The 25,519-nt window shown below is 73.8% G+C and carries 22 protein-coding genes and 1 pseudogene; 13 read left to right on the top strand and 10 right to left on the bottom strand.

Annotation, left to right across the window (positions count from 1 at the left end):
* A pseudogene (locus J5X75_RS28330) lies at positions 1-188 on the top strand (hypothetical protein); the annotation flags it as partial.
* Positions 189-1,242: 1,054 nt separating this feature from the next.
* Here the strand turns inward: J5X75_RS28330 and J5X75_RS28325 are convergent.
* Complete coding sequence (locus tag J5X75_RS28325) at positions 1,243-6,348, bottom strand: tetratricopeptide repeat-containing S1 family peptidase (RefSeq protein ID WP_208470555.1); 5,106 nt, start codon at positions 6,346-6,348, stop codon at positions 1,243-1,245.
* Positions 6,349-6,403: 55 nt separating this feature from the next.
* Positions 6,404-7,810, bottom strand: coding sequence for an aldehyde dehydrogenase family protein (locus J5X75_RS28320; protein ID WP_208470554.1), 1,407 nt, complete (start codon positions 7,808-7,810; stop codon positions 6,404-6,406).
* Positions 7,811-7,914: 104 nt separating this feature from the next.
* Here J5X75_RS28320 and J5X75_RS28315 point away from each other — a divergent pair, with 104 nt between their 5' ends.
* The 11 genes from J5X75_RS28315 to J5X75_RS28265 are packed head-to-tail and all read left to right on the top strand — an operon-like array spanning position 7,915 to position 19,391.
* Positions 7,915-9,594 carry a carbamoyltransferase family protein gene (locus tag J5X75_RS28315; protein WP_238489554.1) on the top strand — a complete coding sequence of 560 codons (1,680 nt, stop codon included), beginning with the start codon at positions 7,915-7,917 and terminating at the stop codon, positions 9,592-9,594.
* On the top strand, positions 9,591-10,628 hold the full coding sequence (locus tag J5X75_RS28310; protein ID WP_208470552.1) for a glycosyltransferase family 2 protein: 1,038 nt from the start codon (positions 9,591-9,593) through the stop codon (positions 10,626-10,628). Before J5X75_RS28315 ends, J5X75_RS28310 begins: the two co-directional genes overlap by 4 nt.
* A complete protein-coding gene (locus J5X75_RS28305) occupies positions 10,532-12,202 on the top strand; it encodes an HAD-IIIA family hydrolase (RefSeq protein ID WP_208470551.1) in 1,671 nt (556 codons plus the stop codon). The genes J5X75_RS28310 and J5X75_RS28305 overlap by 97 nt, the downstream gene beginning before the upstream one ends.
* Positions 12,199-13,119, top strand: coding sequence for a glycosyltransferase (locus tag J5X75_RS28300; protein ID WP_208470550.1), 921 nt, complete (start codon positions 12,199-12,201; stop codon positions 13,117-13,119). Before J5X75_RS28305 ends, J5X75_RS28300 begins: the two co-directional genes overlap by 4 nt.
* Positions 13,104-14,306 carry a glycosyltransferase gene (locus tag J5X75_RS28295; protein WP_208470549.1) on the top strand — a complete coding sequence of 401 codons (1,203 nt, stop codon included), beginning with the start codon at positions 13,104-13,106 and terminating at the stop codon, positions 14,304-14,306. Before J5X75_RS28300 ends, J5X75_RS28295 begins: the two co-directional genes overlap by 16 nt.
* The gene (locus J5X75_RS28290) at positions 14,303-14,908 is read left to right on the top strand and encodes a D-sedoheptulose-7-phosphate isomerase (RefSeq protein WP_208470548.1); all 606 of its coding nucleotides are present in this window, start codon (positions 14,303-14,305) and stop codon (positions 14,906-14,908) included. The genes J5X75_RS28295 and J5X75_RS28290 overlap by 4 nt, the downstream gene beginning before the upstream one ends.
* Entirely contained in the window at positions 14,905-16,254 is a 1,350-nt protein-coding gene (locus J5X75_RS28285; RefSeq protein ID WP_208470547.1) for a PfkB family carbohydrate kinase, read from the top strand. The genes J5X75_RS28290 and J5X75_RS28285 overlap by 4 nt, the downstream gene beginning before the upstream one ends.
* 3 nt (positions 16,255-16,257) lie before the next feature.
* Positions 16,258-16,938 (top strand): SDR family oxidoreductase, encoded by a 681-nt coding sequence (locus J5X75_RS28280; protein ID WP_208470546.1) that lies wholly within the window; start codon positions 16,258-16,260, stop codon positions 16,936-16,938.
* Positions 16,935-17,864 (top strand): glycosyltransferase family 9 protein, encoded by a 930-nt coding sequence (locus J5X75_RS28275; protein ID WP_208470545.1) that lies wholly within the window; start codon positions 16,935-16,937, stop codon positions 17,862-17,864. Before J5X75_RS28280 ends, J5X75_RS28275 begins: the two co-directional genes overlap by 4 nt.
* Positions 17,845-18,834 (top strand): DNA topoisomerase IB, encoded by a 990-nt coding sequence (locus J5X75_RS28270; RefSeq protein WP_208470544.1) that lies wholly within the window; start codon positions 17,845-17,847, stop codon positions 18,832-18,834. Before J5X75_RS28275 ends, J5X75_RS28270 begins: the two co-directional genes overlap by 20 nt.
* Before the next feature lie 8 nt (positions 18,835-18,842).
* A complete protein-coding gene (locus J5X75_RS28265) occupies positions 18,843-19,391 on the top strand; it encodes a GNAT family N-acetyltransferase (RefSeq protein WP_307798310.1) in 549 nt (182 codons plus the stop codon).
* Between the two features lie 41 nt (positions 19,392-19,432).
* On the opposite strand, the gene J5X75_RS28260 is transcribed toward J5X75_RS28265, so the two are convergent.
* From J5X75_RS28260 to J5X75_RS28240, 5 genes are all read right to left on the bottom strand, one after another.
* A complete protein-coding gene (locus J5X75_RS28260) occupies positions 19,433-20,083 on the bottom strand; it encodes an N-acetyltransferase (protein WP_208470543.1) in 651 nt (216 codons plus the stop codon).
* Positions 20,084-20,109: 26 nt separating this feature from the next.
* The gene (locus J5X75_RS28255) at positions 20,110-20,847 is read right to left on the bottom strand and encodes a hypothetical protein (RefSeq protein WP_208470542.1); all 738 of its coding nucleotides are present in this window, start codon (positions 20,845-20,847) and stop codon (positions 20,110-20,112) included.
* 222 nt (positions 20,848-21,069) lie between these two features.
* The gene (locus tag J5X75_RS28250) at positions 21,070-21,720 is read right to left on the bottom strand and encodes a maleylpyruvate isomerase family mycothiol-dependent enzyme (RefSeq protein WP_208470541.1); all 651 of its coding nucleotides are present in this window, start codon (positions 21,718-21,720) and stop codon (positions 21,070-21,072) included.
* Positions 21,717-22,166, bottom strand: a complete 450-nt coding sequence (locus tag J5X75_RS28245) for a MarR family winged helix-turn-helix transcriptional regulator (RefSeq protein ID WP_208470540.1) — start codon at positions 22,164-22,166, stop codon at positions 21,717-21,719. The genes J5X75_RS28250 and J5X75_RS28245 overlap by 4 nt, the downstream gene beginning before the upstream one ends.
* A 79-nt stretch (positions 22,167-22,245) precedes the next feature.
* Positions 22,246-22,998: a class I SAM-dependent methyltransferase gene (locus J5X75_RS28240; protein ID WP_208470539.1), complete on the bottom strand. Its 753-nt coding sequence runs from the start codon at positions 22,996-22,998 to the stop codon at positions 22,246-22,248.
* A 253-nt stretch (positions 22,999-23,251) separates the two neighbouring features.
* On the opposite strand from J5X75_RS28240, the gene J5X75_RS28235 reads away from it, so the two are divergent.
* The gene (locus tag J5X75_RS28235; RefSeq protein ID WP_208470538.1) at positions 23,252-23,857 is read left to right on the top strand and encodes a DUF7919 family protein; all 606 of its coding nucleotides are present in this window, start codon (positions 23,252-23,254) and stop codon (positions 23,855-23,857) included.
* Positions 23,858-24,161: 304 nt separating this feature from the next.
* Here J5X75_RS28235 and J5X75_RS28230 read toward each other — a convergent pair whose 3' ends face one another.
* From J5X75_RS28230 to J5X75_RS28220, 3 genes are read right to left on the bottom strand one after another with little or no spacing between them, the layout of a single operon-like run.
* The gene (locus tag J5X75_RS28230; RefSeq protein WP_208470537.1) at positions 24,162-24,572 is read right to left on the bottom strand and encodes a hypothetical protein; all 411 of its coding nucleotides are present in this window, start codon (positions 24,570-24,572) and stop codon (positions 24,162-24,164) included.
* Positions 24,569-24,889: a hypothetical protein gene (locus J5X75_RS28225; protein WP_208470536.1), complete on the bottom strand. Its 321-nt coding sequence runs from the start codon at positions 24,887-24,889 to the stop codon at positions 24,569-24,571. The genes J5X75_RS28230 and J5X75_RS28225 overlap by 4 nt, the downstream gene beginning before the upstream one ends.
* 49 nt (positions 24,890-24,938) lie before the next feature.
* The gene (locus J5X75_RS28220; protein ID WP_208470535.1) at positions 24,939-25,511 is read right to left on the bottom strand and encodes a TetR/AcrR family transcriptional regulator; all 573 of its coding nucleotides are present in this window, start codon (positions 25,509-25,511) and stop codon (positions 24,939-24,941) included.
* Positions 25,512-25,519 lie beyond the last annotated feature (8 nt).

Raw genomic sequence — 25,519 nt, 5'->3', positions numbered from 1 at the left:
TAGCCGGCCCGCTCGGCGTCAAAGACGTATGCCGCGCCATGGGCACCGGAACCCTCGCCCGACACGTCGAAACCATGCGCGCCAAACTGAAACGACTGGTCGCCCGCGGCGTGCTGACCGAAGGCCCACCCGGCACCTTCAGCCTTGCGCCAGTCTCAACCGCCAGCCCTACCCATCAGGGCACCTAACCCCGCCCCAGCAGCAAAACAGTCAAAAGCTCACGGAACACCCTCTGACACACCACCCCCACCCTGCTTCCCCGCCAGCCGCCCACCCCGGCCTCGGCTGCCCGCCGGCCGCCCACCCCGGCCTGGGCTGCGCGCCGGCCGCCCACCCCGGCCTGGGCTGCCCGCCAGCCGCCCGCCTCGCCTGGGCTGCCCGTCGGCCGCCCACCCCGGCCTCGGCTGCCCGTCGGTCGCCCACCCCCGCCTCGGCTGTCCGCCGGCCGCCCACCCCCGCCTCGGCTGTCCGCCGGCCGCCCGCCTCGCCTCGGCCCGCCGGCCGCCCACCTAGCCTCGGCGATCTTGGACGTTTTGCCACCGAATGCGGTGGCTGATCGTCCAAGGTCGCGGGTGGCGTTCGTGTGCACGACTGGCGCGGCGGTTGTTGGTGCGGGGCGCTTTGCGTTCTTGGTCGTCTTGCCACCGGGTGGGGTGGGAATTCGTTCAAGATCGTGCGTGCCGGGGTGGTGAGGGGCCTGGAGGCGGGGAGTCGGTGGGGGTGGGTGAGTGGGCCGCTCGGCTCGGCGGGGCGGTTTGTTGGTGCGGGTGGGCTTTGGGTTCTTGGTCGTCTTGCCACCGGGTGGGGTGGGAAAACGTTCAAGATCGTGCGTGCGGGGGTGGCGAGGGGCCTGGCGGCGGGCGGTCGTGAGGGGTGGGTAGTGGCAGCTCGGCCTGGCGGGGCGGTTGTTGGTGCGGGTGGGCTTTGGGTTCTTGGTCGTCTTGCCACCGGATGGGGTGGGAAAACGTCCAAGATCGTGGGTGCCGGGGAGGTGAGGGGTCAGGAGGCGGGGAGTGAGGGGTCAGGAGGCGGGGAGTGAGGGGTCAGGAGACGGGCAGTGAGGGGCCAGGAGGCGGGGAGGGGTCAGGAGGCGGGGAGGAGGGGTCAGGAGGCGGGGAGGGAGGGGTTAGGGGGCGGGGAGGGAGGGGTGGGTGAGTGGGCAGCTCAGCCCGGAAGGGCGGCACGGGATGGAGTGGGCAGGTGAGTGCGGTGCGCCACGGGACTCGGCAGGTCCGTACCGGATCAGGGGAAGCCGTGGGCGCGGCGGACGGTGACGTAGGTTTCGGTGGCCTCGCTGATGTCGGCGGGGTCCGCGCGTAGCGCGCGGAGGATGAGGCGTGCCGATTGCGCCCGGGTGAGTGCGGCGGGGTCCGACGGGTGCCGGCCGGCCGCGGCGGTGAGGGCTCGCGCGAAGCGGGTGAGGACCTCGGCGGGGGAGCCGCCGGGGATCGCCGGCCAGCCGTGGCGGGAGGCGGCGGCGCACGCGTAGTCGGCGGCCGGGCCGGGGCGGTCGGCGCGCAGGTGGGTGACCGCCGCGTGCAGCAGGATCGTGGTGGCCTCGGGGTCCGGGTTGTCGGCGCGGGAACCGGCCAGGGTGACGGCGCGGGCGGTGAGCCGGCAGGCGATCCGGTGGTCGCGGCCGGCGCTGCGCAGCAGGCCCGCCTCGGCGGCGGCGACCGGCAGCAGTTCGGGCAGCGGGGTGTGCCGGCAGAGCGCGAAGTTCTCCATGGCCAGTTCGGTGGCCTCCCGGAGGCGCCCGCGGTGGCGGGCCACGGTGACCGCCTCGGCCAGGTCGCCGGCGAGCAGCGCGGCGAGGTCCGGGTCGGCGCGGTCGGTGTCGCGCAGGGCCCGGCTGATCGCCAGGCCGGCGGCGTAGACCGGGTCGGCGTCGGCGAGCCGGCCGGTACGGCGCAGGCAGCGGCCCAGATGGCGATGCATCAGGGCGACCCGGCCGCGTGGCGCGCGTACCGGCGGGTCGAGGGTGGGATCCCGGTCGAGGCAGTGGCGCAGGTCGCCGATCGCCTCGGCGGGCCGGTCCAGGTCGGACAGCAGCAGGCCGCGCAGCCCCCGCAACTCGACGAGCGCGATCTGTTCGTCGTAGGTGCGGGCCACCGGTTCGGCGTACTGGCACACCTGGAGAGCGGTTTCCGGATCGACGACCTCGATGAACGCCATGGCCATGTCGTAGAGCGGCAGCCCCAGCCAGTCGGCGGCGTTCGGGCCGGGCATGTCGAGGACCGCGCGGACCTCCGACCACAGGGCGGTGGCCTGCCGCGGGTCGCCGTCGTGGGCCGCGTCGACGGCCAGTCCGGCGGCGACCCCGGCGTGCAGGGCGCGGTCCGGCAGTGTGAGCCCGCCGCGGGTCCGGTCCAGCAGTTCGCGCGCCTTGCCGGTGCCGGCCGCCACGTCGGTGAGGTGGTAGGCGAGCAGTCCCAGCCGGACGAGCACGGTGGACGCGATCTCGTCGTCCGGGTCGGCCGGATCCTTCTCCGGCACCAGGGCGAACGCGGCCGTGAACAGGCGGCGGGCATGCCGGGGCCGGTCGCCGACGTGGGCGATCACCCCGCCGTCGTGGAGTTCGATGAGGCGCATCAGATGCTCGAACGTGTACGGCGCGGGCGGGTCACCGGCCCGCTGCCCGATCCGGCGGGCGCGGTCGTGTTCGTGGCGCAGCCGGCAGTGCAGCGACAGCAGGTTCACCAGCCGGTCGCGGGTGAACGGCAGGTCGACGCCGTCGGTGACCGCCTGGTCCCGGATGGCCCGGTCGTAGTCGCGGGCCTCCGCCATGGCGGTGTGATTGCCGGCGGCGGCGAGCAGACCGGCGGCGACCCGGGTGTGCAGGTTGAGGCCGAACGCCGACGAGTCCGCCAACGGGGGCAGCAGTTCCCGGACCGCGCCGAACTGGGCGTGGGCGCCGGCCGGGTCGGCGCCGATGAGATGGTGGCCCAGGGCGAGCCGGGCCAGCGCCATCGTCTCGGCCGCGCCGGTCCGGCCGTCGGTGACCGGCCGGGCGCCCAGCGCGACGGCCTCGGCGGCGTACGTCCCGGTGGCGTCGACGTCGAGGAAGTGCGCGGCCCGGATGGCGGCCCGGGCCAGCGCCTGGAACAGGTCGCTCTCGCCGATCGGCTGGTTCGCGGCGATCCGGCGGCGGCACACGTCGACCAGGTCCAGAGTGGTCCGGTAGGCCTGAAGACCGAGGCCGTGCCGTTCCTGCCAGTCGGCGAGTTCCCCGGCCACGGTGGGCAGCCCGGCCGCCGCCCACATCGCCGGCGCTTTCGCCACGACCGCCTCGATCTGCCGTTTCGCCTGGCTGCCCGCGCTGATCGCGCCGGAGACGTCACCGGCCTCGATGCGCAGCAGGCCCAGCATCCGCCACATCTCGCCGTCCCGGACCGCGAAGCCGGGCTCGCTGACGTCGTCGGGGACGGTGCCGCGCAGCCCGTCGACCAGGTGCCGTTCGGCGTCGGCGTTGCGGTCCGTGAGGATCGCCAGCCGGGCGGCGGCCCAGTGCGCGGACCGGCGCAGGTGCACGCCGATGGCCAGGCCGCTGACCCGCTCGGCGACCCGGAACGACTCGTCGGACCAGCGCTGGGCCAGATCGTTGTCGTCGAGCTGGACGGCGATGCCGACCGCCACCACCAGGGACTGGGCGAGCAGGATCTGCATCTGGGTGTAGCTGGGCGGCTCGGCGCGCAGCAGTGCGAACAGGTCCTCCGCCTCGGCCAGCGTGTCCGCGGTGACCGTGCCGATGGCCAGGACCTGGAGGCGCAGATGCCCCACGAAGATCGAGGCCGTGCGGTAGACCGGGTGGTCGCCGGGGATGCTCGCGAGCGTGTCGACGGCCTGCTGGGCGAGCCGGGTGGCCTGGTCGTGGTCGCCGACCACGACCAGGTTCATGGCGTTGCTGGCCAGGGTGATGGCCAGTTGCATGGCGGCCACCGGGTTCATGCCGATCCGCTGGTAGGCGCGGTGCGCCTCGGTGAAGAACGCGGACGCCTCGGTGGCCGATCCCTGCGACATCAGGATCTGGCCGAGACCCAGGCTGGCCTCGGCCACCTGTACGTCGTCGAGCCCGCTGGCCCGGCGCAGCAGCCGCAGCGCCCGGCCGGAGGCGGCGCCGGCCTCGCCCGGCTCGCCGAGACCGTTGTGCAGCTGTGCCTTGAGGGTGAGCGCCTCGACCAGCCGGCCGGTGCGCTCGGGGTCGTCCGGGGTGATCCGCAGCGCCGGTTCCAGCCGGTCCAGGGCCTCCCGCAACTGGCCGCCGACGAGCAGGTAGCGGGCGATCGTGATGCGGAACATGACGACCACGGACTCCTCGAACCCGTCGTGGCCGGCCGCGTCCAGGATCTTGCCGAGGACCACGACGGCCAGGTCCTTGAGCGCCCATTCGACGTGGTCGGGCAGGTAGGACCCGACCTCGTAGAACAGTTCGTCGTCCAGGGCCAGCTGCGCCTCGACCACGGCGCCGGCCGCGTTGCCGAGTTCACCGCCGACCGACGGGGCGAGGCGGACGGCCAGCGGCACCAGCCGGCGGATGTCGCTGCCGAGCAGGTCCCGCAGGGTGGCCGCGGCGGTGGGGGAGTGCCGTCCGGCCCGGGCCAGCACGGTCAGCGCCTGACCGGCGCGGCGGTCGTCGACGACGGCGGCGACCCGGCGCGGCAGGTCCGGTTCGGCTTCGCAGACCACGGCGGCGAGGCGTTCGGCGAGCAGGTCGGGGCCGAGCGGGGTCCAGTAGCCGGCGCCGTGCTGGGAGTCGTCGTACAGGTCGTGCAGCCATTCCGCGACCGGCTCGGCGCGTTCCAGGCGCCAGCCCAGCACGTCACCGAGCAGGGCGCACCCCTCCGCCTCGGTGGTGGCGCCGGCCAGGCTCATCAGCGCCACGGCCCGGCGTTGCGCCACCGGGTCGAGGCGCAGTCCGGCGACGCGGGCGGTGGCTCTCCAGTAGACCTGCTCGTGTTCCAGAACGGCGTCGAGGGCGTCCACGCCGCTGCGCGCGACCGTGCCCGGGTTCAGGGCGGCCACCACGGCCGCGGCGTGCAGGTGCAGCAGCGGGGTGTCGCCGCGGAAGTCCGGCGGCGGGCCCGGCGGCCCGGGCGGCACCCCGGCGTGGGCGGCGAACGCGGCGCGGGCCCGCTCGTACTCGCCGGTCCAGGCGCCGGGCGCGACCCCGGACAGGTGCAGCCGGCAGACCCGGGTGTCCAGGCTGGTCATCAGGGAGGCGCTGATGCCGATGCCGACGTCCTCCCACCAGGCGCCGGCCCGGCGGGCCAGGACCAGCAGCCGGATCGGTGGGCGCTCCGAGCGGGCCAGCTCGTCCAATTCGGAGATCAGATGCTTGAGGCGTACGTGGTCCTCGCCGTAGTCGGCGATGATCAGGGCCGGCTCGCCGAGCCGGTCGAGCGCCTCGATCAGCCGGTCGACCGGGCCGGGGCCGGGGTCCATCCGGTCCACCGGCCGCAGGAATCCGGCCACCCAGCCGTGCTCGTGCCGCCCGCTGACCAGCTGCCCGGCCAGCCGGGTCTTGCCGACGCCGCCCGCGCCGGTGACCAGGCGTACCGAGAACGGCTCGGCCGAGTCGCACCAGGCGGTGAGGGCCGCGATCTCGGCGTCGCGGCCCTCGAACGGCACGATGCCGCGCTCCGGGCGCAGCAGGTCGGCGGTGCTGCCGTGGGCGCGGGCCGCGCGCTCACCGGGCCGGTGCAGGATCGAGCCGAGTTTCGGGACCAGCCAGCGGCGGCGGGCCGCCTTCCAGCTGGGGCTGCCGTCCAGACCCTCCAGACCGGGTACGCCGGCGAGCGGCACCACCCAGCCGCCGCGGGCCCCGTGCTCGCCGCCTCGGGTGGCCTTGACCGGCCCGATCACCCGCCCGGTCCGTACGTCGAACGCCGGTGACCCGCTGATCCCCGGCTCGACCGTGTCGTCCCCGATCTGCAGGAACCGGACGCCGTCCGCCTCGGTCGGGCCGTCGATCCGGTACCGGCCGTGCACGAGGGCGGGCCGGTCGCTGAACAGCCGCTGGTAGCCGGCGATCCGGACCTCGCCCGGGTGGGCCTCGTCGGGGTGCGGGGCGCGCTGCACGTCGGCGTACGGATGCTCGTCGCCGATCGTCACGTCCACGACCGCGAGGTCCGGCAGCGGGGTCCAGCCGTCGTCCGGCTGTCGTTCCGGGCGCCGCCAGCGGACCGTGCCCGGGTAGTCGCGGCCGTGCCAGTGGACGGTGCACCCGGCGTGGTCCTGGACCACGTGCGCGCAGGTGACCAGGACCCCGGGCGCGACGAAGAAGCCGTTGCCGTCCGAGTCGCCGGCCCGGACGGCCGCACACACGTCGTACAGCTCGTCGGTCGTCACGCCGACGATGCTGCCGTGCGGACACCTCCGGGGGACATACCTCGTTCGGCTTCGTTCACCAGCCGGAGGGCGGGGCCTCCAGGTGCACCACTGTGGTCACCGTCATCTCGTCGAGGAGCTCGGGGCCGTACCCGAAGCCCTGTCCGCTGCCGCGGCGCGGATGCGCGGCACCGCCGGGCGCACCGCCGAACACCGCGTTGATCTTGACGGTGCCGGCCGGCAGCTCCCGCCAGGCCCGCTGGGCGTGGCTCATGCTGGGCGTCAGCACGGTGGCGGCCAGCCCGTACGGGGAGTCGGCGGCCCGTTCCAGGGCCTCCTCGAAGGAGTCCACCACGAGCACCGGCGCGACCGGCCCGAAGGTCTCCTCCCGCATCACCGGCATGTCGTCGGCGCAGCCGGTCAGCACGGTCGGCGGGTAGTGGGCGCCCGGCGCGTCCGGGATCGTGCCGCCGCAGACCAGGGTGGCGCCGTCGCGGACCGCGGCACGCACCTGCTGGTGCACGGTGTCGCGCAGCCGCCGGTCGACCAGCGGCCCGATCTGCTTGCCCCACGTCTCGGCCTCGGCGGCGAGCGCTTCGACGAACGGCTCGGCCACCTCCCGGTGCACGTAGATCCGCTCGACGGCGACGCAGATCTGCCCCGAGTTGACGAACGCGCCGAGCGCCGCCTGCCCGGCCGCCCACACCGGGTCCACGCCGGCGTCCACGATCAGCGGGTCGCTGCCGCCGTTCTCCAGCAGCGCCTTCGCGCCGGTCCGGGCGCAGGCGGCGGCGATCGACCGGCCGGTGGCGGTGGAGCCGACGTGCGCCACCACGTCCACGGCCGAGCCGGCCAGCGCGGCGCCGGCCGGGGCGTCGCCGTGCACCACGTTCAGCACGCCCTGGGGCAGGTGCGGCGCGATCAGCCGGGCCAGCCGCCAGCCGGTCGCCGGGGTGCGCTCGCTCGGCTTGTGCACCACCGTGTTCCCGGTGACCAGGGCGGCGCCGAGCAGCCCGCAGGAGACGGCGACCGGGTCGTTCCACGGGGTGATCACCGCGACCACGCCGCGCGGCCGGTACGCCATCAGGTCGATCGCGCCGTCGTCGCCGGCCAGTGAGCGGCCGCGGTGGGTGGGGCCGAGTTCGGCGTACTGGCGCAGGGTGCCGACCCCGGCCGCGATCGAGTCGCGGGCGCCGTCGACCGGTTTGCCCATCTCGCTCGCCATGATCTCGGCCAGCTCACCGGCCGCCGCCTCGATGGCGTTCGCGGCGGCGTGCAGGGCGGCGGCCCGGGCGGCCGGGGCGGTGCGGGCCCACTCCGGCGCGGCGGCGCGGGCGGCCCGGACCGCGGCGGCGACGTCGGCCTCGGAGGCGACCGGGGCCCGGGTGACCGGGCGATCGTCGCGCGGGTCGGTAACGGTCAGGGTCCGCCCGCCGGTGCCCGGGGCCCACCTGCCGTCGATGAGCTGTTCCACCTCATGCATGCGGCCAGTCTGCCCGTACTGCATCGAATGAAAACGTGCCTTACGGCAAATGTTCACCATGAAAGTGCAGGAAAACAGGGATACCAGCTATCCGGGGGAAGTTGATGATCATACGGTTAGACGGGAGATCAGGGGGTATGCGGCCCGCCATGCGTGTTCTCGGGATCAATGCGATCTTTCATGATCCATCGGCGGCTGTGATCGTGGACGGTCGTGTGGTGGCGGCCGCGGAGGAGGAGCGGTTCAGCCGCCGCAAGCACGGCAAGCGGCCGGTGCCGTTCGCCGCCTGGGAACTGCCGGAGCTGGCCGCCGCCTGGTGCCTGGAACAGGCCGGGCTGCGCCCCGGCGACCTCGATGCGGTCGCCTACTCGTTCGACCCCGGGCTCTGCCGGGACGCCGCCGAGATGGGCCTCGACGATCCCTGGGACCACCTGCGCGCCGACTACGCCCGGCGGGCCCCGCAGTTCCTGGCGACCGCGCTGCCCGGCCTCGACCCCGAGCAGGTGCGGTTCGTGCCGCACCACGTCGCACACGCCGCCTCGGCCGGGCTCAGCGTGCCCGAGGACAGCGCCGTGCTGGTGCTCGACGGGCGCGGCGAGCGGGCCAGCCACCTGGCCGGCGCCTACCGGGGCGGCCGGCTCGACGTGCTGTGCGGCCAGGAGCTGCCGCACTCGCTCGGCCTGCTCTACGAGGACCTCACCCGGCACCTCGGCTTCCTGCACTCCAGCGACGAGTACAAGGTGATGGCGCTCGCCTCCTACGGGCAGCCCCGGTTCCTCGGCCTGCTGCGCGAGCTGGTCCGGGCCGACGGCGACGGCGGGTTCACCGTCGAGCGCATCGACTGGGACGCCCTCGCCAAACCGCGGACCGCCGGCGAGGAGATGACCGAGGCGCACGCCGACCTCGCCGCCAGCGTGCAGAAACGCCTCGAGGAGGTGCTGCTCGACCTGGCCCGGTGGACGTACCGGGCGGCCGGCGGGCTGTCCACGCTCACCCTGGCCGGCGGCACCGCGCTCAACTGCGTGGCCAACGCCCGGATCGCCGCCGAGGGCCCGTTCGAGCGGGTGTGGGTGCAGCCGGCCGCCGGTGACTCGGGCACCGCCCTCGGGGCCGCGCTCGCCGTCAACGGCGAGCACCTGCCGTTCACCACGGCCGCGCTGGGCCGCGGCTGGAGCGACGACGAGCTCGAGGCGGAGCTGCGCCGGGCCGCCGTGCCGTACACCCGGCCCGCCTCGATCGCCGCCGAGGCCGCCGGGGTGCTGGCCCGCAACGGCATCGTCGCCTGGTACCAGGGCCGCAGCGAGTACGGGCCGCGCGCCCTCGGCCACCGGTCCCTGCTCGCCCACCCCGGCGACCGCGACACCCAGACGCGGATGAACGACGTGAAGGGCCGCGAACAGTTCCGGCCGATCGCGCCGATGGTCCGGGCGGAACGCTTCCACGACATCTTCGAGGGCGTCTACCCGAGCCCGTACATGCTCTTCGTCCACCGGGTGCGACCGGACTGGAGGGACCGCATCCCGGCGGTCACCCATGTCGACGGCACCGCACGTGTGCAGACCGTCCATGCCGAGGACGAGCCGGTCGTGTCGTCCCTGTTGACGGAGTTCGAGCGGTTGACCGGACTGCCGGTGGTCGTCAACACGTCGCTCAACACGGCCGGCCGCCCGATGGTCGACACCCCGCGCGAGGCCCTCGAACTGTTCGGGTCGGCGCCGGTCGACCTGCTCGCGCTCGGCCCGTTCGCGGTGCACCGTGCCCAGACCTACCGGAGCGTGGAGTGACGTTCGCCAGCATCGTCGTACCCACCGTGGGGCGGGTCAGCCTCGGCGCTCTGCTCGCCGCGATCGGTTCGCTGCCGGAGGACGTCGAACTGCTGATCGTCGACGACCGGGCCGACCGGCGTACCCCTCTCGAAGTGCCCGCCCGGGTGATCGCCGGCCGCGCCGCCGGGCCCGCCGCGGCCCGCAACACCGGCTGGCGGGCCGCCGAGGGCGAGTGGGTGGCGTTCCTCGACGACGACGTGCTGCCCGACCCGGACTGGATCGAACGGCTCGCCGACGACCTGCGGTCGGCGCCCCCGACCGTCGGCGGGGTGCAGGGCGACCTACGGGTGCCGTTGCCGCCGGGCCGGCCGCCCACCGACTGGGAGCGGGTCACCGCGTCCCTCGCCGACGGCGAGTGGATCACCGCGGACATGGCCTACCGCCGGGCCGCGCTGGCCCGCGCCGGCGGCTTCGACGAACGGCTGCCGCGCGCCTTCCGCGAGGACGCCGAGCTGGCCTTCCGGGTCCGGCGGGCGGGCTGGGAGCTGCACCGCGGCCGTCGCCGGGCCACCCACCCGGTCCGTCCGGAAGACCGATGGATCAGCGTACGGGCACAGCGCGGCAACGCCGACGACGCCCTGCTGCGCCGCCTCTACGGTCCGGAGTGGCGGGCGATGCTCGGGATCCCGCCCGGCCGCCGGCACCGGCACGCCGTGACAACCGCCTGCCTGGCCGTGGCCGCCGGATCGGCCGTCCTGCGCGCGGCCACCGGCGGCCGCGTCTGGTCGCCGGCGGCCGCCCTGGCCGCGGCCGGCTGGGCGGCCGGGACCGCCGAGTTCGCGATCGCCCGCATCGCTCCCGGCCCCCGCGACGCCCGCGAGGTCGCCACCATGCTGGTGACCAGCGCCGTCATCCCCCCGGTGGCGATCGCCCACTGGCTGTACGGCTGGCTCCGATGGCGCGGCGCCGAGCCGCACCGGCCGGTTCCCGAGGCGCCGTCCGTTCCGCTGTCCGACGGCTCCGCCGGGTCGCACGGGGGGCGGGCGCGGTGAGCGCGCCGCTCTACGACGCGGTGCTGTTCGACCGGGACGGCACGCTGATCGTGGACGTGCCCTACAACGGGGATCCGTTCAAGGTCCGGCCGATGCCCGGCGCCCGCGCCGCCCTGGACCGGCTGCGGGCCGCCGGCCTGCGGCTCGGCGTGGTCACCAACCAGTCCGGCCTGGCCCGCGGCCGGTTCACCGCCGAGCAGCTGGCCGCCGTCAACGAACGGGTCGAGGAGCTGCTCGGCCCGTTCGGCACATGGCAGGTGTGCCCGCACGACGACACGGCCGGCTGCGCGTGCCGCAAACCGGCCCCCGGACTGGTGCTGGCCGCGGCGGCCGCGCTCGGCACCACCCCGGACCGCTGCGTGCTGGTCGGCGACATCGGCCGGGACGTGGAGGCGGCGCTCGCCGCCGGGGCCGCCGGGATCCTCGTCCCGACCGGGGTCACCCTGGAGGCCGAGGTGGCCGCCGCCCCGCACCACGCCGCCGACCTGGCCGGAGCCGCCGACCTGATCCTCGGCCGGCAGCGGCTGCTCAGCCCGGCGCCCCGGCCGCGCGCCGCCGGCACGGTCCTGGCCGTCCGCTCCGACTCGGCCGGGGACGTGCTGGTCACCGGCCCGGCGATCCGTGCCCTGGCGGCCGGCGCGGATCGGGTGGCGCTGCTCTGCGGCCCGCGCGGCCGGGCCGCCGCCGAACTGCTGCCCGGCGTGGACGAGATCATCGAATGGCGGCTGCCGTGGATCGACCCCGAGCCGGGACCGGTCGACCCGGCCGACATGCGGGCGCTCATCGACCGGCTGCGGGCGGCCGGCGCGGACGAGGCCGTCGTGTTCACCTCGTTCCACCAGTCGGCGCTGCCGCTGGCCCTGCTGCTGCGGATGGCCGGCGTCGACCGGATCACCGCGATCAGCGAGGACTATCCGGGAACGCTGCTGGACGTACGGCACCGCGTACCGGACGACCTGCCCGAACCGGAACGTGCCCGCAGCGTCGCGGCAGCCGCGGGTTTCGCTCTTCCGGCGGATGACGATGGGCGCCTGCGGGTGACCGTCGCGCGCCGGCCGCGTGGCGGGTACCTGGTGGTGCATCCCGGCGCGAGCTGCGAGGCCCGGTCGTGCCCGCCGGACAACCTGCGCCGCATCGTGGCCGCCCTCGCCGACCAGGGCCACCGGGTCGTGGTCACCGGCGGGCCGGGGGAGCGGCACCTGGCCGCCTACGTGGCCGGCGACGCCGCCGACGACCCCGGGCCGATGCCGCTGTCCGAGCTGGCCGCCCTGCTCTCCGGCGCCGACTGCCTGATCGTCGGCAACACCGGCCCGGCCCACCTGGCGGCGGCCGTCGGCACCCCGGTGATCAGCCTGTACGCGCCGACCGTCCGCTACGGCCGGTGGGGCCCCTACCGGGTGCCCGCCGTCCGGCTCGGCGACGCGGCCGCACCCTGCCGGGACACCCGGGCCACCCGCTGCCCGGTCCCCGGCCACCCCTGCCTGACCGGCATCCGACCGTACGACGTGCTGGCGGCGGTGCACCGTCTCGGCATCGCCGTACCCGACCCGAACCACGACGAGGTGGCCGCGTGAACATCCTGCTCTGGCACGTGCACGGCTCCTGGACGACCTCGTTCGTCCAGGGCAAGCACCGGTACCTGGTACCGGTCAACCCGGCCCGCGACGAGTGGGGCCGCGGCCGTGCCCGTACCTTCGACTGGCCGGACACCGTCGAGGAACTGCCGCTCAACGAGATCCGCGACGTGGACGTGGCGATCGCCCAGCGTCCCGCGGAACTCGACCTGATCCCCCCGCACGTGCCGGTGATCTACGTCGAGCACAACACCCCCAAGGGCGACGTGCCGAACACCCGGCATCCGCTCGCCGACCGTGACGACCTGGTCATCGCGCACGTCACCGACTTCAACGACCTGTTCTGGGACTGCGGCGGCACCCGGACCGCGGTCATCGAACACGGCGTCGTCGAACCGGCCGCCCGCTGGACCGGCTCGCTGTCGCGCCTGGCCGTGGTCACCAACGAACCGGTCCGTCGCGGCCGGGTCACCGGCACCGACCTGTTCCCCCGGTTCGCGTCCGTCGCCCCGCTGGACGCCTTCGGCATGGGCGTCTCCGGGCTCACCGGATGCACCACCTTCGAGGACCCGCCGCAGCACGAGATGCACGCCGCGGTCGCCGAACGGCGCGCCTACCTGCACCTGTGCCGGTGGACGTCGCTCGGGCTCAGCCTCATCGAGGCCATGCAGATGGGCATGCCGGTGCTGGCCCTGGCCACCACCGAGGCGATCGCCGCCGTCCCGCCGGACGCCGGGATCCTCTCCACCCGGGTGGACACCCTGGTCGAGGCCGCCCGCCGGCTCATCGACGAACCGGACGAGGCGGCCCGCCTCGGCGCCCGGGCCCGGCAGGTGGCCCTGGCCCGGTACGGCCTGGACCGCTTCCTCGCCGACTGGGATCGATTGCTGGAGGAGGAAACATGCGCATCGCGATGATCTCCGAACACGCCAGCCCGCTCGCGGCGCTCGGTGGCGTCGACGCGGGCGGGCAGAACTCGCACGTCGCCGAACTCGCCGCCGCACTGGCCGCGAACGGGCACGAGGTACGCGTCTACACCCGGCGGGACAGCCCCGACCTGCCGGAGGTGGTGCCGATGGGAGAGCGGGCCGACGTGGTCCACGTACCGGCCGGTCCGCCCGAGGCGCTGCCCAAGGACGAGCTGCTGCCGTACATGGGCGCCTTCGCCGCCTGGATGGCCGGGGACTGGCGCGCCGAGTGGATGCCGGACGTGGCGCACGCCCACTTCTGGATGAGCGGGCTGGCCACCCTCGACGCCGGGCACGCCTGCGGGGTGCCGGTGGTGCAGACCTTCCACGCCCTCGGCACCGTCAAGCGCCGCTACCAGGGCGCCGCCGACACCAGCCCACCCGGGCGGATCGGCTACGAACGCCACATCGGGCGAAGCGCCGACCGGGTGATCGTGCAGTGCCGCGACGAGATCGAGGAACTGCTGCGCCTGGGGGTGCCGCGGTCGAGGATGTCGCTGGTGCCGTCCGGGGTCAACACCGAACGGTTCAGCGCGCGCGGTCCGGCCGTGGCCCGCACCCCCGGGCTGAACCGGATCCTCACGGTGGCCCGGCTCGTCGAGCGCAAAGGCATCGAGGACGCCATCCGGGCCATGCCGGCGGTGCCCGGCGCCGAACTCGTGGTGGTCGGCGGCCCGCCACCCGAGGAGCTGGACGCCGAACCGTACGCCCGCAGGCTGCGGGCCCTGGCCGCACACTGCCGGGTCGCGGACCGGGTCCGGCTGGCCGGCGCGGTTCCGGCGCACGAGATGCCGGCCTGGTACCGGTCCGCCGACGTGCTCGCCGCCACGCCCTGGTACGAGCCGTTCGGGCTCACCCCGCTGGAGGCGATGGCCTGCGGGGTGCCGGTGGTGGCCACCGCGGTCGGCGGGCTCACCGACACGGTCGTCGACGGCGTCACCGGCGACCTGGTGCCACCCCGCGATCCGCGCGCCCTGGCCGTCGCGCTGCGCCGGATCGCCGGGGACGAGGTCCGCCGGTACGGCTACGCCGCCGCGGCCGCCGACCGGGCCGCCGCCTCCTACTCGTGGCCTCGCATCGCCGAACGACTGACCGCCGTCTACTCGACCGTCGCCAACCTGGAGGTAGTCGCTTGAACCCCCTCGACGTCCACCTGACCGGACTCGTCCAGGCGCTTCTGCCGTACCGGGAACAGGCCGGGCGGCTGGCCCGCTGGGGCGCCACGCTGGCCCGCCACCTCTCCGGCGGCGGGCGGCTGCTGGTCGCCGGCAACGGCGGCAGCGCCGCCGAGGCCCAGCATCTGGCCGCCGAACTCGTCGGCAAGCTGCGCGAGGACCGGATCCCGCTGTCCGCGATCGCGCTCACCCCCGACTCGTCGGCGGTCACCGCGATCAGCAACGACTACGGATTCGAGGAGGTGTTCGCCCGCCAGGTCCGGGCCCACGGCCGCCGCGACGACATCCTGCTCCTGCTCTCCACCAGCGGCCGCAGCCCCAACCTGGTGGCCGCGGCGCACGCCGCCCGGGAGATCGGCATGCGGACCTGGGCGATGGTCGGCGAACGGCCCAACCCGCTCGCCGAGATCTGTCACGAGGCGCTGTGCTGCCCGTCGCCGGACAGCCAGGTGGTCCAGGAGCTGCATCTGGTCTCGGTGCACGTGATGTGCGAGTACCTGGACCGGCATCTGGCCCCTTTGGTCCCGGGCCGCGACGAGCTGGAGGAGATGGTCAGCGCATGAGGCTCGTGGTCGTCGGGGACACGCTGCTCGACCGGGACGTGCACGGCACCGTCACCCGGATCGCCCCGGACGCGCCCGCCCCGGTCCTCGACGAGGAGCGGGTGTCGGAGCGGCCCGGCGGCGCGGGCCTGGCGGCTCTGCTCGCCGCCCGGCGGGGCATCGAGGTCGCGCTGGTCACGGCGCTCGCCCCGGACGCCGCGGGGGCCCGGCTGAGCGAGCTGCTCACGGCCGAAGGCGTTCAGGTGTACGCGCTCCCGCTGCCCGGGGACACCCCGGAGAAGATCCGGCTGCGCGCCGGTGGCCAGGTGCTGCTGCGCCTGGACCGTGGTGGCGCGCCCCAGCCGCCCGGCGACGCCCCGGACGCCGTGCTCGACGTGCTGCGCGCGGCGGGCGCCATCCTGGTCAGCGACTACGGCCGGGGTGTGGCCCGGCATCCGGCGCTGCGGGCCGCCATCGAGCAGTCGAAGGCGCCGGTGGTGTGGGATCCGCACCCGAACGGGCCGCCGCCGGTGCCGAACTGCCGTCTCGTCACCCCGAACGAGGCCGAGGCGCGGCGGCTGTCCGGCGACGCCGGCAACGGCTCCGGGCTGACCACCGCGCAGCGGGCCGGGCACGCGCTGCGGCAGCGCTGGCAGGCCGCGGCGGTGGTGGTGACCCGCGGTGCGGACGGCGCCGTGCTCTGCCAGGGCGGCCCGACACCGCTGGTGGTGCCGGTTCCGGCGGCGTCGTCCGGTGACACCTGCGGCGCCGGGGACGCGTTCTCCGTCGCGGCCGCGGTGGCTCTGGCGGAGGGCGCCCTGGTCTCGGAGGCGGTCGGTGAGGCGGTCGCCGCGGCATCCGGCTACGTAGCCAGAGACCACGAGATATCGGGCAAAGATGGACATGAGGGCAGGATCGGCGCCGACGAGGCCGGCCGGCTCGCCGCCGAGGTGCGGGCCCGCGGCGGCACCGTCGTCGCCACCGGCGGCTGCTTCGACCTGCTGCACACCGGCCACCTCGCCACCCTGCGAGCCGCCCGCGCGCTCGGCGACTGCCTGATCGTCTGCCTCAACAGCGACACCTCGGTTCGTGGCCTGAAAGGCGACAACCGTCCGCTCACCGGCCAGGAGGACCGCGGCCGCCTGCTCGCCGCCCTGGACTGCGTCGACGCCGTCGTGATCTTCGACGAGCCCACCCCGGAACCGGTCCTGGCCTGGCTGCGCCCCGACATCTGGGTGAAGGGCGGCGACTACGACACGCTGCCGGAGACCGAGATCGTCCAGCGCTGGGGCGGCCAGACCGTGATCGTGCCGTACCTGAACGGCCGCTCCACCACGAAAACCATCGCCGAAGCACGCAGGAGGTAGCGCATGGACGCAGTCATCGTCACCGGGGGATCCAGTGGACTGGGCGCCGCGGTCGTCGACGCCGTCATCAAGGCCGGCGGCCGCCCGTACGTCATCGACCGGCAGCCCCCGAAGCCGGGCGTCGACTGGATCGAGTGCGACCTGGCCGACACCCGCGCCGCCGAACGGGCCACGGCCGAGCTGATCGAACGGGCCGGCGGCAGCGTCGACGGCGTGGTCACCGCGGCCGGCATGGACGTGCCCGGCGCCCTCGCCGACATCCCCGGCGAGACCTGGGACCGGATCGTCACCATCGACCTGCTGGCCACCGCCGCGGTGATCCGTGCCGCGCTGCCCGCGCTGAAGCGCTCGCACGGCGGTGTCGTGACGATCTCGTCCACCCTCGGCGTCAAGGCCGTCTCGGACGCCACCGCCTACTGTGCCGCCAAGTTCGGTGTCGTCGGCTTCACCCGGGCGCTGGCCGCCGAACTCGCCGGCGAGGTGAACGTGACGCTGCTGATCCCCGGTGGCATGCGGACGAAATTCTTCGACGAACGCGACGACCGGTACAAGCCGGGCCCGGACGCGATCCTCAACGATCCGGCCAACGTGGCCGCCGCGGTGCTGTTCGCGCTCAGCCAGCCGCCCGGCTGCGCGGTCCGGGAACTCGTCGTGGCGGCGGAGACGGAGAGCTCGTACCCGTGATCCTCGTCCTGCGCGCGCTCGGCGTGGGAGACCTGGCGACCGCGGTGCCCGCCCTGCGCGGGCTCCGTGCCGCCTTTCCCGGCGAGACGCTCGCCCTGGCCGCCCCCGCCTGGCTCACCCCGCTGATCGTCACGATCGGCGGCATCGACCGGATCGTGCCGGCCCGCGAGCTGGAACCCCTCGACGGCGCCCCCGCCACGCCCCGGCTCGCGGTCAACCTGCACGGCTCCGGACCGGAATCGCACCACCGCCTGCTGGCGCTGCGGCCGGGTGCGCTGTGGGCGTTCGCCAGCACGCCGGCCGGGCACCACGACGGGCCCGGCTGGCACGACGACGAGCACGAGGTCCGGCGCTGGTGCCGGCTGGTGCGCTACTACGGCGTACCCTGCTCGGAAAATGATCTTGATCTGGACGCGCCGGCCGCGGACGTGCCCACCGGGGCGACGATCATCCATCCCGGCGCGAAATCGCCGGCCCGGCGCTGGCCTCCGGACCGCTACGCGGCCGTCGCACGACGGTTGCGCGCGGCGGGTCACCACCCGCTGATCACCGGTTCCGCCACCGAGAGAGACCTTTGTGTACGGGTGAGCGAGCTCGCCGGGCTGACCGAGGAGGCGGTTCCCCGCACCGGGCTCGGCGAACTGGCCGCACTGGTGGCGTCCGCCCGGCTGGTGGTCAGCGGCGACACCGGCATCGCCCATCTCGCCACCGCCTACCGGACGCCGTCGGTCACCCTGTTCGGCCCGGTCTCGCCGCAACGCTGGGGACCGCCGCCGGACCGCCCCTGCCATCGCCCGATCTGGCACGGCACCCGCAGCGAGCGCGGCGACCTGCCCGGCCCGGTCCACCCCGCCCTGCTCGCGATCACCCCCGACGAGGTGCTCGCCGCCGCCGACCAGGTCCAGCATGCGGCTGCATCGCGCTGACCTGCGTAAACCCGGCCTGTCCCGGCGCCGATCCGGGAAAGGGTTCGCCTACCTGGACGCCTCCGGGGAACCGCTGCGCGACGCCGAGGCCGTGGCCCGCGTGAAAGCTCTGGTCATCCCGCCGGCCTGGCGGGACGTGTGGATCTGTCCGGATCCGCGCGGCCACATCCAGGCCACCGGCGTCGACGCGGCCGGGCGCAAGCAGTACCTCTACCACCCCGCGTGGCGAGAACAGCAGGACCGGGTCAAATTCGACCACGCCCTCGAGGTCGGCGCCCGGCTGCCCGAGGTCCGCGACCGGCTCCGCGCCGACCTCGCCGGCCGCGGCCTGACCCGGGAACGGGTGCTGGCCGCCATCGTCGGGCTGCTCGACATGGGCATGTTCCGGGTCGGTGGCGAGGAGTCGGCGGCCCGCGCGGAGGATCCCTCCTTCGGGCTCTCCACGCTGCGGCCCGCACACGTGCGCGCCAAAGGCGGATGCGTCCTGCTGGAGTTCCGTGGCAAGTCCGGCGTCGAGCACGCGGCCACCGTCGGCGACGGCGAGGTGTGCGCGGTGCTCCGCGACCTGAAACGGCGCCGCGCCGGCGAACAGCGCCTGTTCGCCTACTGGGACCCGGGCCGCCGCCGCTGGCAGGAGATCCGCGCCGACGCCGTCAACGACTACCTGCGCGAGATCAGCGGCGAACAGATGACCGCCAAGGACTTCCGCACCTGGCACGGCACCGTCCAGGCGGCCGCCGCGCTCGCTGAGGAGGGCCCGCAGCCGACCGCCACGAAACGGAGGAAGGCCGTGTCCAAGGCCATGAAGGAGGTGGCCGAGCTGCTCGGCAACACCCCCACCGTGGCCCGTAACGCCTACGTCGACCCGCGGGTCATCGAGTCCTACGAGAGCGGCGAGGTGATCGAACCCGGCCCACCGGAGAAGACCGAGGCCGAGGTCATCGAACTGCTCACCGGAGATTCTGATTGACTTCCGCCGTGGGCGACTGGGAAGTACGGCTGATCGGATCCGACGGGCTGACCGAGGGGGAGACCGCCGGCGTCGTGGCGCTGCTGCGCGCCCTGGTCGCCGGGGGCGCCGCCCTCGGCTGGGTGGAACCGCCGCCGGCCGCCGAGGTGCGCGCCCTGCTGGAGACGCTGGCCGCGGCCGTCCCGTCCGGTGACGCCGCGATCGCCCTGGCCGTCCTCCCCACCGACGAGGTGGCCGGATTCGGGTACTGGCGCCGGTACGGCCGGCCCACCCACTGGCACAGCGCCGACCTGGAGAAGCTCGCCGTCGACCCGGACCGGCAGGGCCTCGGCCTCGGGCGAACCCTGGTGACCACGCTGATCGCCGCCGCGCTGCGCCACCGCGTCGAAGTCCTCACCCTCGACCTGCGCGGCGACAACACCCGCGCGGCGGCCCTCTACAAGAAACTCGGCTTCCACCAGTACGGCCGCCTCGACCGGTTCGTGGCCGTCGGGGAGGCCCGCTACGACAAACTGCTCTACGCCCTCGACCTGCGCGAACTACGCGGCCCGGCGTAGTCGATCATGCCACTCGTCGGGTTCTCGTCGTCGCTTCCGTCCTAGCCGGGGGTGGTGGCGACGAGCACCCGGGCGACCGTCCGCCAGCCCAGCCTCGGATAGAGCATCTGCCCGTCCGTGCTCGCGATCAGCAGGCCCGTCTCGGCGCCCGCCGCCACGGCCGCGGCCGCCAGCGAGCCCATCACCGTGCTGGCCAGACCCCGGCGCCGGTGGGCCGCGTGCGTCTCGATCCGGTCGGCGACCGCGTCCGTGCCGGACAGCCCGGCGGTGCCCCAGGCGGCCACCTGACCCGACTCATGGACGACGGTGGACTTCACCACCGCACCGGACCGGACCGTCTCCACCCGGTAGCCGGCGGCCGCCTCCGGCCGAGGATGGTCCCGCAGGTCGATCGCCATCATCGCCTCGGACTTCTGCAACAGCACCAGCCCGGCCGTCTCCAGCGCCGCCGTCGCCGCGCCCGGATCGGTGGCCGGCACGGTCAGCCAGGTCACCGCCCGCTCCGCCGCGACCCGGCCGGCCAGCCCGGCGAGCGTGGCCGGATCCGTGTCGAGAGCCAGGTATTCGACATCGCGGGTCGGCTGCCGGCAGTCCGACCGCAGCCCGCCGTCGACCGCCTCCGCCGGCGGCAGGGAACGGGCCACCGTCCAGCCGCGCTGCCACCGGACGACGGTCTCGCGTAGATCACTCACCGGCCCAGTAGATCATCCATCCGCGCTCACCAGTCCATCCAGCCGTCCAGGCTGGGCTTTCGCAGGTACGGCGGCTCCTCGAAGTCGATCGCGGTCAGCCATCGGGTGCCCGGCTCGGCCCGGTGGCCGATCCCGCGCAACTCGCGGACCACGACCGGGATGTGCAGGGCGCCGAAGACGACGGCGACCTCCATGTTCTCCGCCGCGAACGCGCCGTCGATCTCCCGGATCGCGCCGAGCAGCAGTTCGTCGCGTTCGGCGAGGATGACCCGGGTCAGGTGGTCGTCGGCGAACCGCGGCCGGCTCTCGTCGGTCAACTCCAGCGACGTCATACCGTCCACCAGGTCGGAGCCGGTGAGAGCCATCCGGATGGCGAGAAGCGGGGTCATCACGGCGAGATCCACCCACGCTTCGCGGGGCAGGCGACGGTCCGGCTGCGCTTCCGGCCCCAGATGCGCGTCCGGAAAGATGATCGGTACGTCCAGAGCGCCGTAGTCGATGTCCTGGTGCACCAGCTGCCGGGCCACCCGCTGCCCGGTCCAGCGCATCGCGGTCAGGTAGGCGAGCCCGGTCGAGCTGGGACCGTCGTACTGCTCGGCGATGACCGCCTGACAGGTGCGAAGGCGCTGCCAGATCTCCCAGTAGTAGTCCGCGTGCCCCATGTGGATCGTCGGGATCACCACCCACCGGATGCCGCCGCCGGGCCGTGCGAACACGCTGACGGAGGTCCGGTAGCAGGTGCCGCTCATCTCCGTCAGCCGCATGCCGCCAGGGTAGAGAAGCTTCGCTCCTCACCCGGCTCTCGGCCGTAGGTGTGGCTTCGGGCTGTCGGGCGCTGCTCCGGCCTTTGATCAGGCCTGCCTCCGCCGGGTGCTTTCAGCCGACCGCTTTCAGCCGACCGCTTTCAGTCGACCGCTTTCAGCCGACCGCTTTCAGCCGACCGCTTTCAGTTGGGCGCTTTCAGCCGGGCCCTCAGCCGGGTGCTCTCAATCTCGCGCCTTCAGCCGGGCGCGGAGGAGGGCGACTCCCGGGCCGGTCAGGTCGGGTAGCGCGGCGGTGCGCCCGGTGGCGGCCATGCCGAGCGCCTCGATCGGGCCGGTGATCAGCGCCCCCTCGCCGGCGCTCCAGTCGGTGTCGGTGGCCGCGAGGCGGAGGCCGTCCAGGCGGCCGGGTGGGGCGAGGGCCGGGGCCGGGCGGGGGTCGGCCGACGTCAGGTACCCGAGCAGGATCCGCCAGTGCCCGGCCGGGACGTCGTCGGGCAGGCCGAGGGGCCGGGCGATGTCGCGCAGGTGCACACACGTCTCGGCGAACGGCCCCGCCGGACCGACCCGCGGCGGGTTCACCTCGTCCGGGGCGTGCTGCCGGAGCAGGGCGATCAGTTCGGCGGGGGAGTGCCGGGCCAGGCGGCGGGTGAAGTGGTCGACGGTCCGGTCGGTGTCCCCGCGATGCCGGATCGATGCCAGGAAGAACCGACCGAAACCGATCATCATCGGCTGGACGAGGTGGGCGGCCAGATGCCGTACCGTCCAGCCCTCGCACAGGGTCTGCGCGGCCCAGGCGGCGTCGTCCAGGCTCTCCAGGAAGTCGGCGATCATCAGCCGGTTCCGGCTCGTCAGCCGGTAGATCTCGGGGTTCATGAGCGACCGGCCTCCGCGCGGATGTCCCGGTGCAGGGCGGCCAGCACCCGCAACGCCGTCGCGATCTCCGCCGATCCGCATTCAGCGGCCATCGTGCCGAGCCGGGCTAGTTCCCCCGCACGGATCCGCTCGAACAACGCGGCCCCGGCCGGGGTGGTGGCGATCAGTACCGAGCGCCGGTGCGCCGGGTTCGGCCGCTGCTCGGCCAGCCCCCGGTCGATCAGGTCGTTGACGTGTCGCTGGATGCCCTGCCGGGCCAGATCCAGGCGGTCGCCGATCACCGGCACGGTGAGTGGGCCTTGTTCGGCGAGAACCTCCAGCACGGCCCGCATGCCGACGGTCAGATCGTCGGACCGCAAGGACGTCTCGACCACCCGAGCCGAGTTCAGCGCGAGTGGCCGGACGGGCCGGAGGAGGTCGTACAGCATCGCTCCACGCTCAGACATGACAACAATGATGTCATATTGACCGTCCCTCGCAACCCGCGCTCGCCGAGTCGGAATGCCGTGAGGCGTGCGGGACCGTTCAGGCCCGCCGGGCGTCGATCAGCGTCCGCGTCGAGTACGCGGCGAACGACCCGTGTTCCCGAATGTGCGCGTCCAGCGTTCGTAGCTGCTCGCGATACCTCTCGACGGTGAAGTCCGGCACCCACCACACGCATTTACGCAGGATCCAGACGACGGCCCCGACATCACAGAACTCCATCCGGCACCGCGCCGTCCGCAGATCCACGATCTCCAGTCCGGCCCGTCGTGCCGCGGCCGCCTCGGCTTCCGGGTCGCGAGCGAGATTCGTTGCCGGAAGCGGCCCGAGAAACCACTCGATCAACCCGAACGCCGACGCCGGACCCACATGCTGCGCCAGGTAGCCACCGCCGGGCACCAGCACCCGGGCGATCTCCGGCCAGTCCGGCCGTACCGGATGACGGCTGCTGACCAGCTCGAACGTCCTGTCCGCGAAGGGCAGGGGAGCACCCGGCGCGACCTCGGCGACCGCCACACCACGTGGCTCCAGCAGCCGCCGCGCACACGCGGCGTTCGGCGGCCAGCCCTCGGTCACCGCCATCCGTGCCGGCAGCACCGGCATCCCACCGATGATCTCCCCGCCACCGGTGTCCACATCCAGCGCCGACGACACCGAGGCCAGCCGGGCCGCGAGCCGCCGCGCATATCCCCACGGCGGCCGCTCCTCGGTGGCCCGCCCGTCCAGCCAGCCGAAACCCCACCCGGTGACATCCGCGAGAGAACCTTCCACCACCAATTCCTCAAACGTACGCACAACGCGCCCCCCCCGTTACCACACCTGTCCAACGTGCCCGACCTGCCAGCGAGCTCCCAGCACTGTCTCCAGCGCTCCGAAACAGCCCCGACAGCCAGCCGGAACCACCGGCTGGCCGATGACAACGCATCCCGTTTCTGTGGCCGAACCCTGCGGCCCCACGTGACGGGCGGCCGCTTGGAGCGGTTGCCGATCGGCGATGGCGGCCATCTTCGTACCGGAAACGGGTTTGGTTTTCTGATAGGACATCGACGTGGCGCATTTTGCGGATCTGAGTGTCTACACGTATCACCCGGAGGAGATCATCGGCTTTCCGGGCGGCGCGACCAGCTATCAACCGAGCTATGAGCGGCTCAACGTGGGCTGGCTGGATGCGCCGCACGAGTGGGAAACGGGAATCGTTCCCGACGGGTTCGCGGACGCGCTGCTCGACATCATCGCCGGGCGGCGGATCAACCAGATGCGCGGCTTCCACGTGTGCACGTTGTGCCCCGCGCCGACCTCACCCGGGCGGCCGCGGACCCTGGACGTGAAGCACCGATCGCGCACGCTGTATCTCGGATCCTCCGAGATCAGGGTGCCGTCAGGGCCCGGCACGATGTTCGCGGCGCCCACGCTGATCTGGCATTACGTGACGGCCCACGGCTACCGGCCGCCGGACGCGTTCGTGCGGGCCGTGCACGCCTACGACCCGGAGTGGACGTCCGGCCCGTGGGTTCCCGCCGACGCCGACCGCCGGGATTCTCGCGGGAATCCGCTGGTCTCACCGGATCTGCGGCCACTGTTCGCGCGCACGGGCACGCCCGCCCTGAATCTGCGGCCCGGTTCCGGTGCAACCGGGAATCGTTCTCGACGATGACGCGGTCGGCCTGCTCCGCGACGGACCCGGCCGGTACGACACGGAGATCCGCTGGATGGTGCACCTCGACGACTCCGGCGTGCCGCGATGGTGGCGGCCGGGGAAGGGGCGGCAGGTCTACGAGGCGCGGCTCGTCCCCGGGCCGGACGGCGCGACGCCGACCGGGCGCACGGTCGAGCAGGATCAGCCGCGTCACCAGGGAACCCTGGAAGGGGAACCCCACCTCTTCGAGAAGGTGCGGCGGTCGTGTCTCGATCACCTGCGGCGATTCCGGGCGGGCCACCGTCCGTACGGGCCCTTGCCCTCACGGGCATTCCACGCTGAGCGTGGTGACGCCGGTCCCGTCGAGACGCATGGACAGCAGGCGCAACTCGGCCTCGGTGCCGGCCAGACCTTGACCAGTCAATGTCGTCACCATGGCGGCGATGTCGGAGAGCGCCGCGCCCCGCTCACGGAGCACCTTCATCACCGTGACCCGCGAGGTGATCCCGGACAGGCGCAACCGGAAGACGCCGCATTGGTCCAGCAACGCCTGGCGCATCGCGGGCGGAGGCTCGTCCCGGCCGCATTCCAGGATCGGGCCATCCGTGCAGGCGTGCAGCTGTGACCAGTGCAGGCGGCCGTTGACGATCGTCTCGCTGACCGTGGCGGTGGCGCCCGGCGGACAACGGTCGCAGGCGAACGGCACGACAGCCTCATCGGGGAATGTCGTCACGGGAGCGGAACGTCCTGGCGGTGGAGGGTGATCCGGTCCGGGGAGATCGTGCCGGGAAGGTACTCGAACCCCTCCGGCGAGATGACCAGCGAAGCCGGGTCGACGCCGTCGGCCGCCCACACGTCCACCGGACCGCCGGTGTTGTTGATCCGGATGAAGAAGCCGGCGGTGTGCTCGTCGGCCAGGAAGATCCCGTCGACCTCGGGTCCCCGGCTGCCGGCGATGCCGCGGGCGGCGCCCATCCGTGACGGGTCCAGGCCGAACCTCCGGATCGAATCCCGGTTGCGGACCGAGGTGACATGGTAGAGACGTCCCACCGGCCGACCATAGCGGTCACCCGCGGCCGGCTCCCCCGGATATTCGCCGTCACCGGGCGGCGCCGACACCTCTGCCGGCTTTCGCGCGTACCAGTTCGGTGATCCACTCGACGGCGACTCGCGCTTGCCCGGGCGGTCCCGTGTACAGGCCGTTCACGATGAGCCAGATCCGGTCGGCGAGCAGCGGGCTTCCGCCGATGCCGGTGACGAGGCGATCCCACTGGGCGCGGCTGTCGGCCAGATAGGCCTGGGCGACACGGGACGGCTCGTCGTCCTCGCCCGGGAACTCGGCCAGATAGTTGCGAAACGCGCACCCCCGATAGCCCGGCCGCTGAACCATCTCGGCGACCTCCCCGGTCAGCGCGAGCAACCGGTCAACCGGATCGGTGGACCAGTGCAGAGCCTCGGTCACCGAGCGTTCCCGCTCATGCCGGATCAGCGAGAGGTACGCCGCCGCCAGCTCGGCCTTGCTCGGAAAGTGCTTGTAGAGCAGGTTCTTGCCGCAGCCGGCCGCCTCGACCACCTGGGCCATGCTGACAGCGCGGACGCCGTACTCGTAGAAGAGCCCAGCGGCCGCCGTCAGGATGGTGTCCCGGGTGCCCCGAGCAGGCGTGCGTGCCATGATATTCA

Origin of the sequence: Actinoplanes flavus (genome assembly GCF_017592555.1) — a bacterium.
GTDB lineage: Bacteria > Actinomycetota > Actinomycetes > Mycobacteriales > Micromonosporaceae > Actinoplanes > Actinoplanes flavus.
The sequence above is the reverse complement of the archived record's forward strand: the minus strand, read 5'-3'. Positions and strand labels throughout refer to the sequence as shown.